Origin of the sequence: Streptomyces sp. H27-H5 (assembly GCF_026627505.1) — a bacterium.
GTDB lineage: Bacteria > Actinomycetota > Actinomycetes > Streptomycetales > Streptomycetaceae > Streptomyces.
In genome coordinates this window covers 25,919-41,680 of record NZ_JAPNLK010000011.1, presented here as the reverse complement: position 1 = coordinate 41,680, position 15,762 = coordinate 25,919, and the positions used below count along the sequence as shown (strand labels likewise).

12 protein-coding genes and 4 pseudogenes are annotated in these 15,762 nt (G+C 70.0%); 6 read left to right on the top strand and 10 right to left on the bottom strand.

Annotated features, from left to right (window positions below):
- Nucleotides 1-22: 22 nt before the first annotated feature.
- From OTB19_RS07320 to lanL, 4 genes are all read right to left on the bottom strand, one after another.
- A complete protein-coding gene (locus OTB19_RS07320; RefSeq protein WP_267797198.1) occupies nucleotides 23-913 on the bottom strand; it encodes an ABC transporter permease in 891 nt (296 codons plus the stop codon).
- Nucleotides 910-2,022, bottom strand: a complete 1,113-nt coding sequence (locus OTB19_RS07315) for an ATP-binding cassette domain-containing protein (protein ID WP_267797279.1) — start codon at nucleotides 2,020-2,022, stop codon at nucleotides 910-912. Before OTB19_RS07315 ends, OTB19_RS07320 begins: the two co-directional genes overlap by 4 nt.
- 107 nt (nucleotides 2,023-2,129) lie before the next feature.
- Nucleotides 2,130-2,285 carry a VenA family class IV lanthipeptide gene (locus tag OTB19_RS07310; RefSeq protein ID WP_266967876.1) on the bottom strand — a complete coding sequence of 52 codons (156 nt, stop codon included), beginning with the start codon at nucleotides 2,283-2,285 and terminating at the stop codon, nucleotides 2,130-2,132.
- A 44-nt stretch (nucleotides 2,286-2,329) separates the two neighbouring features.
- Complete coding sequence (lanL, locus tag OTB19_RS07305) at nucleotides 2,330-5,005, bottom strand: class IV lanthionine synthetase LanL (protein ID WP_267797197.1); 2,676 nt, start codon at nucleotides 5,003-5,005, stop codon at nucleotides 2,330-2,332.
- 856 nt (nucleotides 5,006-5,861) lie between these two features.
- Here lanL and OTB19_RS07300 point away from each other — a divergent pair.
- Nucleotides 5,862-6,425, top strand: coding sequence for a hypothetical protein (locus tag OTB19_RS07300; RefSeq protein WP_267797196.1), 564 nt, complete (start codon nucleotides 5,862-5,864; stop codon nucleotides 6,423-6,425).
- A 74-nt stretch (nucleotides 6,426-6,499) separates the two neighbouring features.
- On the opposite strand, the gene OTB19_RS07295 is transcribed toward OTB19_RS07300, so the two are convergent.
- Both OTB19_RS07295 and OTB19_RS43560 read right to left on the bottom strand, forming a co-directional pair.
- The gene (locus OTB19_RS07295) at nucleotides 6,500-7,273 is read right to left on the bottom strand and encodes a glyoxalase (RefSeq protein WP_267797195.1); all 774 of its coding nucleotides are present in this window, start codon (nucleotides 7,271-7,273) and stop codon (nucleotides 6,500-6,502) included.
- A 152-nt stretch (nucleotides 7,274-7,425) separates the two neighbouring features.
- A complete protein-coding gene (locus OTB19_RS43560; protein ID WP_420716806.1) occupies nucleotides 7,426-8,070 on the bottom strand; it encodes a hypothetical protein in 645 nt (214 codons plus the stop codon).
- Nucleotides 8,071-8,459: 389 nt separating this feature from the next.
- Here OTB19_RS43560 and OTB19_RS07285 point away from each other — a divergent pair, with 389 nt between their 5' ends.
- A complete protein-coding gene (locus tag OTB19_RS07285) occupies nucleotides 8,460-9,080 on the top strand; it encodes a DUF4328 domain-containing protein (RefSeq protein WP_267797194.1) in 621 nt (206 codons plus the stop codon).
- Between the two features lie 133 nt (nucleotides 9,081-9,213).
- Nucleotides 9,214-9,786: pseudogene (locus tag OTB19_RS07280) on the top strand (oleate hydratase); the annotation flags it as partial.
- A gap of 128 nt (nucleotides 9,787-9,914) precedes the next feature.
- On the opposite strand, the gene OTB19_RS07275 reads toward OTB19_RS07280, so the two are convergent.
- On the bottom strand, nucleotides 9,915-10,106 hold the full coding sequence (locus OTB19_RS07275) for a DUF4236 domain-containing protein (RefSeq protein WP_150521392.1): 192 nt from the start codon (nucleotides 10,104-10,106) through the stop codon (nucleotides 9,915-9,917).
- A 222-nt stretch (nucleotides 10,107-10,328) separates the two neighbouring features.
- Nucleotides 10,329-10,805: pseudogene (locus OTB19_RS07270) on the bottom strand (sensor histidine kinase); the annotation flags it as partial.
- Between the two features lies 1 nt (nucleotide 10,806).
- Between OTB19_RS07270 and OTB19_RS07265 the strand changes: the two are divergent.
- The 3 genes and pseudogenes from OTB19_RS07265 to OTB19_RS07255 all read left to right on the top strand — a co-directional run.
- Nucleotides 10,807-11,063, top strand: a pseudogene (locus OTB19_RS07265) (ArsR/SmtB family transcription factor); the annotation flags it as partial.
- Between the two features lie 58 nt (nucleotides 11,064-11,121).
- Nucleotides 11,122-11,541, top strand: a pseudogene (locus tag OTB19_RS07260) (arsenical-resistance protein); the annotation flags it as partial.
- Between the two features lie 125 nt (nucleotides 11,542-11,666).
- Complete coding sequence (locus tag OTB19_RS07255; RefSeq protein WP_267797193.1) at nucleotides 11,667-12,089, top strand: arsenate reductase ArsC; 423 nt, start codon at nucleotides 11,667-11,669, stop codon at nucleotides 12,087-12,089.
- 55 nt (nucleotides 12,090-12,144) lie between these two features.
- On the opposite strand, the gene OTB19_RS07250 is transcribed toward OTB19_RS07255, so the two are convergent.
- Together OTB19_RS07250 and rph are read right to left on the bottom strand one after the other, a co-directional pair.
- The gene (locus OTB19_RS07250; protein ID WP_267797192.1) at nucleotides 12,145-12,399 is read right to left on the bottom strand and encodes a hypothetical protein; all 255 of its coding nucleotides are present in this window, start codon (nucleotides 12,397-12,399) and stop codon (nucleotides 12,145-12,147) included.
- A 371-nt stretch (nucleotides 12,400-12,770) separates the two neighbouring features.
- Nucleotides 12,771-15,428 (bottom strand): rifamycin-inactivating phosphotransferase, encoded by a 2,658-nt coding sequence (gene rph, locus OTB19_RS07245; RefSeq protein WP_267797278.1) that lies wholly within the window; start codon nucleotides 15,426-15,428, stop codon nucleotides 12,771-12,773.
- Nucleotides 15,429-15,762: the final 334 nt, after the last annotated feature.

Genomic DNA, 15,762 nt, shown 5'->3' with positions numbered 1-15,762 from the left:
GTTTCAGTCTCGCGTCCGTGTGTCATTCGGGGCGGCTGAACCGGTGGGCGGCCCAGACCAGGGCCAGGACTCCGCCGGCCGACAGGAGGCCGCCTTCCAGGAACAGGGGAGGTTGCCAGTCGGACCACTCGATGCCCGCTGTGGCCGCCTGGTCCGGTACCCGCAGCGCGATGCAGCGGCGGAGCAGGTCCACTCCGTAGGCGAGCGGGTTGACGGCGGCGAGCGTCTGGGCCCAGCCCGGCAGGTTCCCGAGCGGGAAGAAGCCGCCGGAGAGGAACAACAGCGGCATCATCACCAGGCCGAGCAGCATGTGGAAGACCTCGGGCCGGGTGAGGCTCACGGCCAGGGCCAGGGACAGGGCGGTGATGGTGAAGGAGGTGAGGATCATGCCGGCGAGGAGCAGCACCATGAGGAGCGGGTCGTAGGGCAGGCCGACGGCGCCGGCCAGGGCGAGCAGGACGACGCCCTGGACCGTGGAGACGATGGTGCCGCCGGCGCAGCATCCGAGGAGCAGGGTGGACCGGCGGACCGGGGCCATGAGGAGTTCGCGCAGGTAGCCGCTCTGTCGGTCGGTGATCAGGCGGATGCCGACCATGATGGCCGGCGTCTGCACGGTCATCATCAGCATGCCCGGGAAGAGGTAGGTCTGGTATCCGACGCCCAGCGAGGAGTTGGGGATCAGGGCGGCGAGACCGCCCCCCAGGATGAAGAGGTAGAGCACCGGCTGGAGCAACATCAGGGCGGTGTGGGTGGGTTGGGCGGACAGGCGCAGCAGATCGCGGTAGATCAGGGCGTGGACCGCGCGCAGTTCGTGACGCAGCGGGGTCCCCGGCTCCCGGTCGGTGCCGGCGGGGGCGCCGGGGGCCTTCGGGGTGCCGGCGGCGTCCGAGGCCGGGAGGGCGGGTGCGGTCATGGGGCCTCCTCGGTCGCCGGCGTGGTTGCGCTCGGGATGGCAGTGGCCGGTGTCCGGTGGGGCCGGGGGGCGTGGATGCTGCGGCCGGTGTGGTGGAAGAAGACGTCGTCGAGCGTCGGCGGGGTCGCGGACGCGGCGTGGACCGCGATGCCGTGGGCTTCCAGTGCCGCGCACAGGCGGGGGATCCAGGCGCTGCCGTCGGGCACCCTCAGGGTCACCCCTTCGGTGTCCAGGGTGACGGCGAGACCGGATGGCGCGGTGCGGCCCACGACCTGTCGTGCCGCCGTGTCGTCGCTGGTGCGCAGCGCCACCCGGTCGTCTCCGATCGCGGCCTTCAGTGCGAGGGGCGTGCCCCGTGTCACGAGTCGGCCGTGGTCGATGATGCCGAGGCGGTCGCAGTTCTCCGCTTCCTCCAGGTAGTGGGTGGTGACGAAGAGCGTGGTGCCGTGCCGGTCGCGCAAGGCGCGCAGGTGCTCCCAGACCTGGGCGCGGGCGTGCGGGTCGAGTCCGGTGGTCGGCTCGTCGAGGAACAGGACCCGGGGTGAGTGGAGCAGACCGCGGGCGAGTTCCAGGCGGCGTCGCATGCCTCCGGACAGGGTGCGGACCAGGGAACGCCGGCGGTCGGTCAGGCCGACCATCTCCAGCGTCTCGGCGGCGCGCAGGCGGGCGTGACGGCGGCGCAGCCCGTAGAGGCGCGCGTGGATGTGCAGGTTCTGTTCCGCCGTCAGGTCCGGGTCCAGGGCGCTGTGTTGGAAGAGCATCCCGACCAGTCTTCGTACCTGCTCCGGCCGGCGGATGACGTCGACGCCGGCCACCGTGGCCTGTCCGGCGGTGGGGCGGGCCAGGGCGCACAGCAGGGCGAGGGTGGTGGACTTCCCCGCGCCGTTGGGGCCGAGGAAGGCGAAGGTCTCGCCTTGGAGCACGTCCAGGTCCAGGCCGCGGACGGCGTGGGTGGTGGTCCCGTCCGGGCCCGCGTAGCTCTTGAACAGGCCGCGGGTGCTGATGGCGTACACGGGCTGCGCGGCGGGCCGTGCGGGGTCCGGGTGGGTGAGGGCGGCGGTCGGGGGGTTCGCTCGGGTGCGAGCGTCGTCTGCGGCGTGTGGCTGCATGGTCGGGTCCTCGTCCACGGGGGTGTCTTCGGCGGGCCTGCCGGCCACAGCGGCCTTGGCTCCGTCCGGTGGCTGCCCGGGGGCGGCCACCGGACGGAGGTTCTCGGCTAGGCGCAGCTGATGCCGATACAGATGGTGTTGAGCAGCGTCAGCAGGCCGACGCACTCGCAGGTCGCGGCGAACGGCGCGCCGTCGACGCCGACCGGGTCGGTCTCCGGAAGGGCGTGCAGGTGGGCGAGCAGGCTGAGGTCCTGGTTCTCCATGACATTCTCCTTCTCTGTGCGGTGGCGACAGGGGTCCCTGTCGCTCAGCCCGGCTGCCGGATCATCCAGTGCCGGGGGTCTGTGTGGCGGGTTCGCAGGAGGAAGGCAAGGATTCCTGCGGATCCGTCGCTCCAACTGGTGGAGACGTCCCCGTACTCGTTGGGGAAGACCACGTGGCTTTCGCGGTGGGCCCGTTCGCAGACGAGGAGACGGGCCAGGTCGTCGGCCATCGTGCGGTAGGCGGGGTCCCCGGTGGCCTCGGCCATGTCGAGGAGGAAGTCGCCGTTCCCCGCCAGCCCGTGGCACTGGGCGAGAGCGGCGCGAGAGGCGCGTTCCATGACGGCGTGCGTGGCGCCGCGGGCGAGATCGCCGAACCGTTTGTCCCCGGTCCGCTGCCAGAGGCGTACCAGGAAGGAGCCGATGCCCGCCGAACCGTGGCACCAGTACGGGGCCGTGGGCACGTCCGTGGCCTGGGCCGGCCACTGGGCCGCCTGGCCGACCATCACGGCGTTGGCCACCAGGTGCTCTCCCGCCGCCACGGCCAGCTCCATGTGCTCGGAGCGGTGCGTGATGGCCGCGGCGGTGAGGAGGAAGCAGCCGATGCCGGACGTTCCGTGGGCGAAGCCGAGGTAGCGTTTGCCGGCCTCCGTGGAAACGGCTTCCGCGGGAACCGGCCAGCTCACGCCGGACGGCTCGGGCCGTGCGGCGGCGGCCAGCCGGTCGGCCGCGTCGACGACCAGCTCGGCCAGGCGCGGGTCACCGGTACGGTTCCACAGGTGGGCGGCGGCGAGTCCGCTGCCCGCGGAGCCGTGGGTGATGTCGTGACTGGGCGTCGACTCCAGCGGCGCCAAGGCCAGGGCCAGCGCGTGGTCCGTGAGGGCGCGGTCGTCGATGGCGCGTCCGGCGTCGTACAGCGCCCAGGCGATGCCGCGGCCGCCAAAGTGCAGGCCCGGGCGTATGGAGCGGGTGTCGGTACGGGCGGCGATCCAGTTGCCGGCGGTGGCGAGCACGTCGGGCAGGCGCGGGTCGCCGGTGAGTTCGAAGTACCGCGTCAGGACGGCCAGTGCACCTGCCGCGCCTTGTTGCACGGTGCAGGGGTCGGTCTCCCCGGCGAGGGTGGACACGGGCCACAGTCGCCGGTCGTCGCCCGGGGTCATCGAATCGACGAGGTGGTTCACCATGCCGGCGACCGCGACCTGCGTCGCGGCGTGCGGTTCGTCGGCACGCTCCGTTCCGGTGGTGGGGTGGGTCGGCCGCCGCGTCGGGTCGATCTCGCGGAGTGCCTCACTCGCCCTGGCGGGGTCCCATCGCTCGCCGGGATCGTCCTTCATCAGCCCGAGGATCATCTCGGGCAGGCCGTCCGGCAGGCGCAGCGTTCCGGCGCAGGCGGTCAGCCACTCGGCGAACCGTTGCTCTGCGGGCCTCGTGGCCGGCTCCTCGGGCAGCAGGTTCGGTACCTTCCCGCCGAGCACGAAACACACCGTGGCGCCGAGGCTGTAGTAGTCGGCGGTCGGGGAGACAGGCGCGTCGTTCAGGCGCTCGGGGGCGCTGAAGCCGGGGGTTCCCACCTGGGTGGGGAGCGTGACGTCGCCCTCCAGGACGGCGAGCTCCAGGTCGATGAGGCGCAGTTCGCCGTCGGGGCGGACCATGACGTTGCCGGGCGTGAAGTCCCTCAGTACGCAGCCCTGGGCGTGGGCCGCCGCGACCAGGTCCACCAGCCGGCGTACCTGCGCGAGTGCGTCCGCCCGGTAGCGTTCGCTCCCGACGTCGCGGAAGTGCTCGGCGACCCAGGTGCGCAGGGGCACGCCCGGCACTTCCTCCTGGGCGAGGAACAGGTGCCCGCCCGTTTCGAACATCGCGAGGGGCTCCGGTGCCAGTCCCGTTGCCTTCAGCTTCTCCAGCGTTCTGGCCTCGGCGCGCAGCCAGTCGCGTACGTCGGAGCCGGACGAGTCGCCCTCGACGTGCGGCCGGGCCTCCTTGAGGACCACGGGTGCGCCCGTGGTGATGTCCGTTCCCCGGTAGACGCCGCCCTTGTTGGTGTGCCGGATCGCCTCCCGTACCGAGAACCGGCCGCCGAGCACCACGGGGTTGCCCGCCGCCTTCTCCTGTCGGGGTGGAAGCGGTACCGAGTCGGGGAAGGGGCTGATCGCCCAAGAGGGCGGGGAGTACTGACCGGTGCGCTTGTCCTCCACGGGATTGCCGTCGGGGTCCTCGATGAACCACACCAGCAGTCCCTGGTCCGAGAGCCGCCGCCGGCCGACGAAGGCGCCGTAGCGGTAGTGCACCAGACTGTGCGGGGCGTACGGCTGGTCGGAGAGGATCCGCGGGCCGGCCAATCCCGCCGTGGCCTTGTGCAGTTCACGCGCCATTCGGGCGGCGGCTTCGTCGGTGGGCGGGTAGATGGTGAGGAACTTGCCCGAGCTCCCCCGCGGCGTGGCACGGGAGTTGAGCGCGCTCACCTGGTCGAGTGACCGGACGAATTTGAAGGCCGCCTCCTCGCCCAGCAACACGTCCAGAGCCTTCACGAGGACGTCTGGCGCGGAGGCGGCGGTCGCGGACACGTGCAGTTTCCAGCCCTGTTGGCGTCGTATGCCGGAGCGGTGTGTGAGGCGGCACCACATCTCGTCCGCGTCGGTCGCCCAATGCTTGCCCGTACCCGTGGACTGGAGCGCCTGGCGCAGCAGACTTTCGAGGTCGACTTCGATTGCGTGGCTCGTCATGCGTGTCCCTCTCAACGGTGAGAACCGCTGGTTGGAATATGCCTTCGGTAAGAAACGTACAACGCCCGCCCGGCGGAAGTCATTTGATTCGGCGAGCGCACAGGGGTGTTACGACAATGGATGGCGTGGCCCGGCGTGAAGGGAGGCGCATAAGCGTTACCGGGTCGGGAATACTCCGCCTGTTCGATGAAAGTGCCGCCTCCGCTAGGGAAAAAGGCGGCCCGAGTTCTGCATTTCGAATTTCACGGAGAGTCCGTTGGCATCGATTCAGGAAGACTGCGGCGACACCTCGACACCAGCTCCCCCCACCAGGCACTTCGCGCCCGAAGCACATGAGCGCCGCCCTCACCTTCATGATGGGCCGGCACCTCATTTCGATAGAGCGACTGATTGAGTGAGCTGTGGGGTGAGGTGTTGCGTGGCCTGTCGGGCGACTTGCCGAGCGAGCGACTTCGTGACCACGGCGAACACTATGGGGCGGAACATGATCCGAAATCTCGACACGGGTGCGATCAGCATCCTGATCTGTACTCACTAAGGACGTTCAACAGTGAACCAATTACGGGTGATCACTCGAAACTGACTCGAAACAGAAAAGGGAAACCACTCGGCTCGACCATGAATACAACAACCTCTGAGGTTGCCGGTGCGGTAGGGGCGTCCGGTGTCTCGCTTGTCATGCCAAACCGAAGCGCGGGGGGGCATCGGCCGTATCCGGCGCGGGAGTCGAGCGTGAACTCGCGCGGACCGCAGTCCGGTCGGTCGCGCAGCCTCACCACGGCGGCGCACGCACAAGGCTGAGCGAACAGGTGCGAAACGGGTCAGAGCGCTTGGGGAATCCGGGAGGATGTCGTCCATGAGGAACACGAAGGCGTTCAAGGACGCGGTCGCCGTGGCGCTCTCCGAACTGGCCCGTCGAGGCTTTGCGTTGCGCCTCGACACGATCATCGAGACCGTCAGACGCCGTGTGCGCCTCGTGGCCGAACGGCTCGGGATCCAGACTCGTTCCCCCCACAGGCACTTCCATGGCGACGGCCGCCCGGACTGCGTCGCCGGGAAGCGGCGAAGGGCGGAGGAGGGCGGGACCGTCGAGTGGGTGATCGGGGAGCCGCCGACGCCGCCGGTCGACAACCCGGAACTGGCGCTCATCCTCGCCGGCGTCCCCACCGCGTTGGAGGAGAACGGCGGGGACCTCTACCTCGTCGTCCTCGGCGTCGCCGTCAACGCGTGGATGGCCGGCCACATCCACGGCGAGGACGGCTGTACCGGCTGCCAGGACAACCGCGGTCGTGCCGGCACCGACTGGCAGGCGAGGATGGACGGCATCACGACACGGCAACCCGACATCGCCCGGTGGTTCGACCGCGATGTGTGGACCGCCGCCCTGAACGACACCGGCTACACCGTCACCCGCAGCTGACCGGCGACCACACCGAAGTGCGGCCGGCGGGGTGGATCAGTGGACTCCGCGTGACCGGAGGGAGATCCGCACGCTCAGGAGCCGGCTTCCTCCTCCACGGGCTTTTGGACGGGTTCCGGCCGATCGAGCGGCGCGGCATGCTCGGTGCTACGCAGCATCGCTTCCACCTGGTGGCGCTGGTCGGGGTCGAGCGGTATGCGGGCGAGTCGCTCACGCCAAGGGGCGGTCTCCTCGGGACGGCCGAGGGTGGTGGCTATTTCGATCAGCATCGCGAGTGCCTTCGCCGTGTCGAGGTCGTCGGCGTTCTCGCCGTGGCGGGCCAGGCCGGTGGTCAGGACGCGGTGGGCGAGGTGGTCGTCGTTCTTGAACTCGATGAGGACGCGGGCGTTGTCGACGGCGCGGGCCAGACCTCGGAGGGACTTCGATCCGCCGTACTCCAACGTGGCGGGCTCGTCGCGCTGGATGAAGATGAGGGAGTTGCCCGAGGGGTCGATCAGGGTGAACCGGCTCGCTCCCGCGCGGTAGCGGGTGATCCGGGGGCGCCCGGATCCCAGGACCTTGCCGTGCGTCGCACGCATGGCGGCAGTGAAAGCGGCGTGATACGGGGCGACTTCGTCGACCAGCACCAGGCAGCCACCACCGTCCTCCCGCGCCGGGTCCAGGTGGGCGGGGGCCTTGCCGAAATGGACCTGGAAGCCCCGGTAGGAGAGGGCCAGGTAGACGTACGGCCGGGTCTGCTCGTGTACGACCTCGGACCCGAGGCATCGGTAGAACTCCAGGGTTTCCGGCACCGACGCGCACGGCATCAACGGGATCGTCGTCTCGTTCGGCATCACGTTCTCGATCATCTTCCTCGCCTCTCGCACGGGTGAAGTGGTCACGGTGCCAGTTCGACGAGATCGGCGCCTCTGGACAACCAAGCGGAGGGAGACGGGGCCCGGTTGACCGTCTCGCAGGATCATGCGGCTCAGGGCAGCCCTGGCCCCGGCCCGGTTGTCCCCTACCTGAAGAGGCGATCCGCGCTGGTGGCCATGCGGTGGGTGGAACCGTGGCGGTTCACCCAGTCGCGGATGAGGTTGATGGAGTTCGCGCATTGCCAGCTGTCGTCGTACTCGCGCACTCCGGTGAAGGCGCCGTAGCCGGCGATGATGCCGTCCACACGCGCGTCACCCAGCAGTTTGTCGACATACCAGGGGTCGTTGTAGGTGGTCGTCCAGGACAGCGTGGCGGCCAACCGTCCGGCGGCCCGGTCCCCGGCGCCCTTCTTCAGCTCCGCGCACGTGTTCCAGGTGGCTTCGGTGCAGTTGCCGAACCCCGTGGTGATGTCGGAGTCCCCGTAGTCCATGACGCGGCGACCGGCGGGGAATCCGGAACCGGAACGGACGCTGTCACCGGCGCGGACGCGGGCGACCATGTTGATCAGGTCGTAGGCCGTGGGGGCGGCCCAGCCGAGCCCGGCGGCGGTTCGCGGGTCCACGCCCGTGGCGTCGAAGACCAGCGCGGCGAGCGCGAGCACCACCTCGGCGTAGGCGCCTCCGCTGATCAGTACGGTCACCGGCCGGTCCAGGAGTTCGACGTCGACTCCTTCGCCGACCGAGATGACACGCCCTGCCGCCTCGAAGCCGGGTACGAAGGGCCGAGGCACCGGGAAGTACCCGCCTCAGGTCCTCCTCGCCCACCTGACCCACGAGGGTCGAACCGTGCTCGACAGCGCGTACCAGGAGGTGATCGTCCTCGAACGGGCCACCGCCGTACTCGGCCGGCAGACCCCCACGACCGAAACCCGATCACCGCGCCCCCGCGACTGACGAAACTCCTTCCGTCAGCTCATGGACCACTCCCCCGGGTAGCGGAGCAGGGGATTCCCCATGGACGAGCGGGCCCGCGCCGGCGTACTTTCCCCTCTGCACGCACATCCGCGGGCCGTTTCCACTTCTTGCCCGTGGGGGTTCAACCGTCATGACGTCTTCCGGCGTTCTCCGTCCACGCCCGCCGATTGCCGTACGGAGCCCCGGTACTTCGCGGGTTCTGGTCGTGGGGGTTTGTGTCCTGCTGGCGGTCGTCGCGGCCGGGGACCTCTTCTCCCTCTTCGTCGGCGCCCGACTTCACGCCGATGTGGAGGGCGACGGGGGCTTCGCCTTCGTCTCCCAGGACCGGCTGGACCAGGCCGACCGCCTGTTCCTCGTCTACGACCAGATCCACGTGGTCGGACTCGCGGCGTGTGCGGCCGCCTTCATCACCTGGTTCCACCGGATGCGCCGCAACGCCGGCGCACTGGCCCCGGACCAGTTCGGGAAGGGGCCGGGCTGGGCGATCGGAGCCTGGTTCGTACCCGTGGCCGGCTTCTGGATGCCCTACCGCATCGCCGTCGACATGTGGAGCGCCGGCACCCGGGCGACGCCCTCCGCGGGCCCGGCCGGCACCTCCTTCTGGCCGGTGAACCTGTGGTGGGGGTCCTTCGCCGGCTCGATCCTGCTCGGCTGGTACGCGAATCTGAGCCACCAGCGCGCCGAGGAGCTCGACGCGCTCCTCACCTCGGTGAACCTCGGGATGGCGGCGGCGGTCCTGAACATCGTCGCGGCGGCCGCGGCGGCGTTCTTCGCCGTCCGATTGACCCGCATGCTGAACCAAGCCACCGGCGGCAGCAGCCGCTGACCGCTCCGGCCCCGCTCCGGCCGCTCGTCGCCCCCTGACCGATGCCCGGGCATCGGTCACCGCAGGGCGAGGAGCGGCCTCGGCTCGCCGGAGACCGGTTACACGATGCGCGGCGGGCGCATGTTCGAGATCCACCTTCTTCAGGCTGATGGAGAAGTTCTCCGGGAGCGAGGCGGGCAAGGGTGGCCTGATCACCTTCAAGGACTCCAACTGGCTGCTGACCATCGTCCTCAATCACCAGCCCCACTTCCGCGAGCAGCCGGAGGACACCTTCGCGTGGTGGGGCTACGCCCTCTTCCCCCACCGGGAAGGGGAGCACGTCGGGAAGCCGATGCGCGAGTGCAGGGGTCGCGAGATCCTCCGGGAGGTGACGGGGCATCTGCCGTTCGGCGAGGCCGGGGACCAGATCGTGGACAACTCGATCGTGATCCCGGCACTGATGCCGTACATCACCAGCCAGTTCCTGGTCCGCCGCCGTGGTGACCGCCCCCAGGTCGTCCCCCGAGGCTCCACCAACCTCGCCTTCATCGGCCAGTACGCGGAAGTCCCCGACGACGTGGTCTTCACCGTCGAGTACCCCGTGCGCACCGCCTGGACCGCGGTGGCCGGACTCCTCAAGCTCGACAAGCAGCCCCCGCCCGTCTACAAGGGACGACACAGCCCCAAGGTCCTGGTCGAGGCCCTCCAGACCATGCACCGCCACTGACCGACCGAAGGCCGCTTCGGAAGCTCCAAGGGCTTCGGGGGCTTCGAGCTCTCCGGCGCGCCCTCCACAGAAGGAACCCCCGGCCTGTCCGGCCGGGGGTTCCTTGGACGCGGCGCGCACCCCGCGGATCAGCCGCGGGTGGTCTTGCGCCAGCCGAAGGGGCCGGGCAGGTCCACCGAGGTCGTACGACGTCCGGTGCTGCTGTGGGTGTGGCGGGGACCGTGCTTGCCGCCGCCGGTGGTGATCGACCACGACTTGCGGTTGATGTTGAGCCGGACGCCGGGCAGGATCCTGAAACTCTTGCGGAATGTCAGCGGCATGACGTCTCGCTCCCTCGGTACGCGTGGGGCCGGCCGCCCCGACTTCTGTTGTGTTCAGGCCAGTTGGCATACGTGTGTCCGCCGCCGGCTGTTCCATGCGCACGGCGGCCTGCCCATGCGGCGAAGTGCGGCGAGACGCGGCCAAGGTGAGGCGGGATGTGGCCGCCGGTGACGGCGACCGTCGCCATCGGGAGCAGTGCGGCGCTCCCCTCCCCCGTCCGCTCAGCGAGGCGGAGCGGCCTGCGGCGTGCCGGGGAGCCGGACCGTGACGAGCAGACCGCCGGCAGGGCGCGGTGCGAGGTCGAGGGTTCCGGCGTGAGCGCGGACGACGCTGTCCACGATGGCCAGGCCGAGGCCGACGCCGGCGTGCTCGTCCGTGCGTACGCGTGACGTTCCCCGCTGGAAGGGTTCGGTGAGGGTCGGTACCAGATCCGGTGGGAGTCGACTGCCCGAGTTCTCCACCCGCAGCACGCTCGCGTCGTCGTCCGCCTCGGTGTGGACCGTCACGGTGCCGCCGGCGGGGATGTTGTGGACGATGGCGTTCTGGACGAGGTTCGTCACCATCCGCAGCAAGAGTTCCGCGGAGCCGCTGGTGTGGGCCGCCCCGCCGGTGACGTCGAGCGTGATCCGGCGCCGTTCGGCGAGGGGAAGCAGTGTTTCGGCGGCTTCTTCGGCGAGGAGGGAGAGGTCGACGCTCTCCAAGGCCCTCGGCGATCCGGTCCGCATCCGGCCCTGTCGATGATCGCCTCACGGGCCGGCGGCGAGATCTGCGTCTGCGACCTGACCCCGGCCTTCGAGCTGTCGCAGCCGACGATCTCCCACCACCTGAAGCTGCTGAAGCAGGCCGGGCTGATCGACTCCGAGCGGCGCGGCACCTGGGTCTACTACCGGCTCGTCCCCGAGACCACCGACCGCCTCGCCGCCGTCCTGACCCGCCCCACCGAGCCGGTCGACGCCGAGACCTCCTCCGCGACGGAACCGGTCGACACCGAGACCGCTCCGCGGCGGCCGCTTCGTGACCACGGAGCCCGCGGCGGTGACAGTCACCGGGGTCTCGCTGCCGATCGCCCTCGGCTTGCTGGTGATGATGTACCCGGTCCTGGCCAAGGTCCGTTACGACCGCCTCGACACCGTCACCCGCGGCCGGCGCCTGTTGCTGACCTCGCTGCTGCTGAACTGGATCGTCGGCCCGGCGCTGATGTTCGTCCTCGCGTGGGCGTTCCTGCCGGACCTGCCCGAGTACCGCACCGGCCTGATCATCGTCGGTCTCGCCCGCTGCATCGCCATGGTCGTCATCTGGAACGACCTCGCCTGCGGCGACCGCGAAGCCGCCGCCGTCCTCGTCGCCCTCAACTCCGTCTTCCAGGCGCTCGCGTTCAGCCTGCTCGGCTGGTTCTACCTGTCCGTCCTGCCCGGCCTGCTCAACCTGGAACGTCGTCGGCCCGCTGATCGAGGTACCCGTCCTCATCGGCCTGGTCCACGTCGCGTTCGCCGCCCGTCGCTTCTTCCCCACCGACGCCCTGGCAGCCGAGCAGGCCGCCACCCGGAAAGGACCCGCCCGTGTCTGACAGCCCCACCCCGAAGCCGTCGGTGCTCTTCGTGTGCGTCCACAACGCCGGCCGCTCGCAGATGGCCGCGGCCTGGCTCGCCCACCTCGCCGGGGACCGGGCCGAGGTCCGCTCCGCCGGCTCCGCTCCCGCCGCCGGCGTGAACCCGGCCGCCGTCGCCGCGATGTCGGAGGTGGGCATCGACATCTCCGCCCAGGCACCGAAGGTGCTGACCGTCGACGCCGTACGAGCCTCCGACGTCGTCATCACCATGGGCTGCGGCGACACCTGCCCTGTCTTCCCCGGCACGCGCTACCTCGACTGGAAACTCGACGACCCGGCAGGCCAGGGCGTCGAGGCCGTCCGCCCGATCCGCGACGAGATCAAGGCCCGGGTCGAGGCCCTGATCGCCGAGATCACCCCGACCGGACCCTGATCGCCACCGGGGCTTTGGCTGCGGCCGGCCTGGTCCCGACATCCCTGACGGAGGCTCAGCCGGCCTGCTCGTGGGCGCCGATCATGCGCGAGACCTCGTCTTGGAGCGGTTGCATGCGGTCCACGAGGGTCTGGAAGGCGGCGGTGCGGCCGTCGGACCATTGGCCCATGGCGACCAACATGACCCGGCCGTTGCCCATGAAGCCCTGGACGAGTCCGCTGTCCGCGGGCAGGGTCGCCAGACCGGATCCGGCGGGTGGGACCTGCACGGCGACCTGGTAGTCGTCGAAGGCCATCGGCAGTTCGCTCACCATCCTCAGGGTGTCCCGCGGATCCTTCATCGTGAAGACGGCGAGGGTGAACTGGTTCCCTCGGTCGTCCTTGTAGAGGGCGGTCTACTCACCGACACAGCCCGCGCTGTCGTCGATCATGGCGGCGAGGCGGTGGCCGACTCCGGACGGCTCCGTGCAGGACTCCATCACCACCGACCCGACCCGGGTGAAGGTGGTACCGCAAGCCTGGTGATCACTGCGGGTCGATTGAACAGACGCAGGTCACAGCCTCATTACTCTGTCGGGGCCGGTACGGCGGAGCTCTGCCCTGGGGGAAGGCGGAGCCCACGCCGCACCTCGGCCGGGTGGTTCGGTCGGACGCTACGGACGCCGCTTCTCGGCGCGGTCGGTCAGGGCAGGAGCTCGATGTACCCGTCGGTTCCGTGCACGCGGATCCGCTGACCGTCCCGGATCAGCCGGGTGGCCTGCGCCACGCCCACAACGGCCGGCAGACCGTACTCCCGGGCGATCACCGCGCCATGGGTCATCAGGCCGCCCACTTCCGTCACCAGGCCCGCGATGCCGACGAACAGCGGTGACCAGCTGGGGTCCGTGAACGTCGTGACCAGGATGTCGCCCGCTTCGAGATCGGCATCCCCCATGTCGAGGATGACGCGGGCCCGTCCCTCGATGGTCCCGGCGGAGACCGGCAGGCCGACCAGGGCGCCGGCCGGCACGTCGTCGCGCCGGTACGCCCCGGAGACGGCCTCGCCGTCCGAGGTGAGGACCCGGGGCGGTGTGAGCGCCTGGTACGAGCGGAAGGCGTCCTTGCGCTCCCGAATGAGCTGCGGGACGGACTGCCGGACAGGTTCCCGGGTGGACTGCCCGTCCCCCTGGTTCGAGCGCACGACGGCGTGCAGTTCCTGGAAGGTGAGGAAGAAGACGTCCTCCTTCTCCGGAAGCACCTTCGCCTGCACGAGGCGCTCGGCTTCCTCCATCAGGGCTTGTTTGTAGACGAAGTAGCGGCTGATGATGCCGTACTTCGGGTACTCCCGGTATCCGATGAAGGTTCGGACGCGGTCGATCATCCGCTTGGTCTCGTCGGCCTTGCGGTCCCCGTCCGGCAGGGTCCGCAAGCGTGCCAGCACGTCCTGTTCCTTCTTCAGTGCCTTCTGCCGGCCCTGCTCGAAGCGCCGCGCGGCGGCGCCCGGTTCGAAGTTCCTGACGTTGTCGAGGATCGCGGGAACGAGCGTGGTGGGGCGCTCGTGCCAACGCGGCCTCGTGATGTCGATCTCGCCGACGCAGCGCATGCCGTACCGGTCGAGGTAGGCCTCGATGGCCTCGCGCGCTTCGGTGCCGCCCGCGAGTTTCGCCAGGTCGTCCAGGAAGCCCTCGTCCTCGACGCCTTGCAGGAACGTCACGACCTCCGGGTACGGGCGGATCACGTCGGCGACGTCCATCAGCGCCAGACCCATCTCCGACGCGACGTTGTCGGGCGCGGACAGGGTCAGCGTGTCAGCCGCGTTCTTCTCCCCCAGCCACTTCTGCAGCTTGTCGTTGAGCCACCACGTGGCCTCCATCCCCGCCATGATCGCCTGCATGCTCAACGGGTCGCTCAGGACGCGCTTGTGCTCCTCGAAGGCCTCCAGCAGGAAGTCGAACAGCGCCGGCCCGGTCTTCGTCCGGATGTCGCGTTCCAGGGCGGCGATGGACACCTGGCTGCGTTCGATCAGCTCGGTGACGACGGCCGGATCGGTCTCGATCGGGTTCTCGGGCGGGCTCGCGATCGGGGCGGACGCACGGCCGGTCGGCGGCGCGCCGGGGCTCGTGTCCGGGAGCGTCGGTACGAAATCGTCGCGGTCGAGGACGGTCTCCAGAGCGTCCCTGACCAGGGGGTCGCCCTTCCCCATGATGTCCAGGAGGGCCGCGCGGCTCGCGGGCGAGGCCATGCGGCGGGTGACGTCGACGAACAGCCTCCCGCCCGCCTCCTGCATCGGCACCATGGCCGTCAGCTGCCACATGGAGAATCCCAAGGGCTTCATGGGGTCGGTCATCATCTGCTGATGGCCGACGGAGACGTAGAGATGATTCTCCTGGTCGTCGGCCTCGGGGATGGGGAACAGCGTGGTGATCGGCCGGCTCTGAACGATCTCGAAGCCGTCGTCGACCAGGCACCATTCGATGTCCTGCGGGCGGCCGAAGTGCGCTTCGATCCGCCGTCCGAGCTGCACCAGCCGCACGACCTGCGCGTCGGTCAGCGCCGGTTGTTCCTGCTGCCGCGGGTCGATCGCCACTTCCCGCGTACCGCCGGCGGGGAGGGCGTGGAGGGCGCGCTGTTTGGCGGCGATCGTCTTGGCGACGACCTCGCCGTCCCGCACCGTGAAGACGTCCGGGTTCACCAGGCCGGAGACCAGGGCCTCGCCGAGGCCGAAGCCGGCGTCGACGGTGGCGACCTTCCGGTTGCCCGTGACGGGGTCGGCGGTGAACAGGACGCCCGCCGCTTGCGGGAAGACCATCCGCTGCACGACCACGGCCATGTCGACGGTACGGTCGTCGATGCCGTTGCGCCGCCGGTAGGTCACGGCCCGCTCGGTGAACAGCGAGGCCCAACACCGGCTGATGTGCCGCAGGATCGCCGTCTCCCCCACGACGTTCAGGTACGTGTCCTGCTGGCCGGCGAAGGAGGCCGTCGGCAGGTCCTCCGCCGTCGCGCTGGAGCGGACGGCGTAGGCGGCTTCCGCGCCGCTCCGGGCGAGCTCTCGAGTGATCGCCGTCGCGATGTCTCCCGGGATGGTGATCCCTTCGATGGCCTCGCGGATCCGCGCGCTGAGGGTGCGGACCGCCTCCCGGTCGTCCGGGTTCAGGCGCGACAGTTCATCGAGCCGATCGGCGATCGACGGCGCTTCCTCCATGATCCGCCGGAAGGCGTTCGTCGTCACGCAGAAGCCGCCCGGCACGCGGACGCCTTCGATCCGCGACAGCCCACCCAGGTGCGCGCCCTTGCCGCCGACGACCGCGGTCCGCGTCTCGTCGATCTCTTGGAGATCCCACACGTACTGCTCGATCACTGCGATGCCTCCGAGGCAGTCGTGTCCTGTTGCATGGGGATGGCCCGCCGCACCTTGGTGGCCTGCCGAGTCACCGGCGCCACCGGCCCTGTTGAGCTTCTTGTCGAGCACGTCCCGATCGTCCTGATCGCCCTGACCCCTCACTGCTTTCCCGCTGCCGATCCGCCCGGCCTCTCTGCCCGGCCGCGCGGCGGGCGCCCTCGCGCCCCCGCGCCGAGCGCCCGCACACGCACTGCCGGTCCCCCTACTGCCTCGACGTCACGTCGTCCGCCGTACGTCGACAACAACACCCGCACCTCGTGCCCTCATTTCCGCAGGTAGTGGCTTCGACGGA